The organism is uncultured Leptotrichia sp. (assembly GCF_938036635.1).
GTDB classification, from domain to species: Bacteria; Fusobacteriota; Fusobacteriia; order Fusobacteriales; family Leptotrichiaceae; genus Leptotrichia; species Leptotrichia hongkongensis.
Genome location: NZ_CALHQO010000097.1, coordinates 1 through 2,063, shown reverse-complemented (window position 1 = coordinate 2,063; position 2,063 = coordinate 1). Strand labels below are relative to the sequence as shown.

1 protein-coding gene and 1 pseudogene are annotated in these 2,063 nt (G+C 33.8%); one reads left to right on the top strand and one right to left on the bottom strand.

The window, feature by feature from the left end:
- Window positions 1–257, bottom strand: a pseudogene (locus Q0370_RS01810) (DNA repair protein RadC); the annotation flags it as partial.
- A gap of 226 nt (window positions 258–483) precedes the next feature.
- Here Q0370_RS01810 and Q0370_RS01805 point away from each other — a divergent pair.
- Window positions 484–1,827, top strand: coding sequence for an ISLre2 family transposase (locus Q0370_RS01805; protein WP_299571310.1), 1,344 nt, complete (start codon window positions 484–486; stop codon window positions 1,825–1,827).
- The last annotated feature ends 236 nt before the right edge of the window (window positions 1,828–2,063 follow it).

Here is a 2,063-nt window from a genome sequence, read left to right as displayed (position 1 = left end):
TCTTCTCCAGGCTGTTTCAAAATTGTATACAAATCCCGATATTTCCTCAAAAGTTCATTTGCAATTCCTCTACAATTTTTCCTAGTAACTATATAGGTAAGCAACAATTCCAAAATTTCACAATCTGTAAATCCTTTTGCCCCTGTTGACAGAAATCGCTGCCTTAGTCTTTCTCGATGCCCCTTTTCCTTTTCTTCATCCAGCATTCGTTCAAAATCTATTTTTTTATTATTTTTATTCCCATTATCCCTCTTCATTTTTCCCCCCAGAAAAATATCAATAATACAAGTCAAATTTCTCTAAAAATGCCTTGCTTTTACTTAAATAGTTTACCATAAAACTAAAAAAATGACAAACTAAATTGAATATATGACAGAGTAAAAAATATAGGGGCAAATAAATTTAATTAAATTTCAAATTAACAAAAAAGAGGAAACCAGTTACAATATAATCGCCAAATCCTATTGAAAGGTGGTTCCCTCTATGATTAGAATATCAGATTTTTCCTCGCTTGTAAAGACTTTTTTTAAAAATATTTTTTCTTTCAGACTTCCGTTTGAGCAGCAGTTTAAGCTGTTTGTCACAAAAGCTTTTGAAACGCTGTTTAGAGTTTATGTCAAAAGAGTTGATGATTACTTCTTTCATTCCAATGAAAGAAAAGATAAGTTTAAAAGCAAAGGATTTGTTAAAAGAACTGTTACCACTGCCTTCGGGGATGTAACTTTTGAACGTCGAAAATATGTAGACAAGAAAACAGGCATTCACTACTACATTGATGAGAAAATTGGGCTTAAGCGGTACAGAAGGCTTTCTGAGGAGATGATTTTTACTATACTTTTTGAGTATCAATATGCTACGGCTTCATTTCTTGCAAAGACTTACGGTGTTTCAAGGGCTACTGTGTATAATCTTGTCAATTCTTTTCAAATGCCGAAACTTGATATTGAAAGATTTGAAAGGGATGACGATTCGCCAGTATATATGGAGATTGATGAAGACCATATGAAGTGCAGAAGAAGTAAAAACACATATATGAGGATGGTTTCAATACATCGTGGAATTGAGGAAATCTGCAGGGACAGGAACAAACTTATTGACAAACACACAATAATGTTTCCTGCATCCGTATCCCTTGAGGAAGTGTCGGAATATGTGCTTAACTATCTTGAAAAGAGATACAATATGGACAAGAAGAAGCTGATTGTGAACTCTGATGGGGGAATATGGATAGACAGCTTTGCAGGGGAGCTTAGGATTTACAATCCGATACACATTTATGACAAGTTTCATCTAGTAAAAGCTATAGTTGAAATTTCCAAGAAGGACAAGGAAATATCAAAAAATCTTTACAGGTGGCTTGAGAAAGATAACTTTGCAGAACTTGAAAATTTTTATGAGAATTTCAAGGAAAAGGAGAATGTGAGCCAGAGAAGAAAGGAGCAGATGAAGATGCTGCTTAACCAGTATGAGAAGATAAGAAGGATATATACTGAAGAGGATTACATAGGCTCAAGGACGGAAGCCCTTGTGTCCCACGAATGCTCAAGATTTTTGTCAAGCAGGCCGAAAGCGTTTTCAAGAAGGAAGATAAAGGCAAGAGCGTTATACCACACTTTCTTTGCAAACTATGGAAAAAACAGGGAAAAGGCGTATGAACTGTACTTTAGCGGCAAAAGAACGAGTTCACTAGAAAAGGTAATAGAGATGGAATGCTTGCCAGAAATTGTTAATGAAACAGGAAAAAGCACAAATATGCCATATTTGAGAGGAGGAGAATGTCCGATTAGGGAAGTTTTGAAAGAAATATCACAAAGTAAAATATTTTAAAAAAAGCAGTCAAAAAAGATTTGTTGTGGTATTTAATGACTGCCCCTATATTTTTTACTCTGTCGTTAAGATGATATTAATTCCATAGTCCTGAAATCTGAAAACAAGGAATAGATATCTTTTTCCTTTTCATTAAATATATCCTTTTTATTAATTCCCATTCTCTGATCAAGTGCTATTAAAACAGATTTTTTGATAAAACTTTCAAGAACTTCTGTATCTTTGTAGTTAAAAGT

Excerpts from the sequence above, each read along its gene's own strand:
- Q0370_RS01805 (WP_299571310.1), top strand. The coding sequence starts at position 484 with ATGATTAGAATATCAGATTTTTCCTCGCTTGTAAAGACTTTTTTTAAA.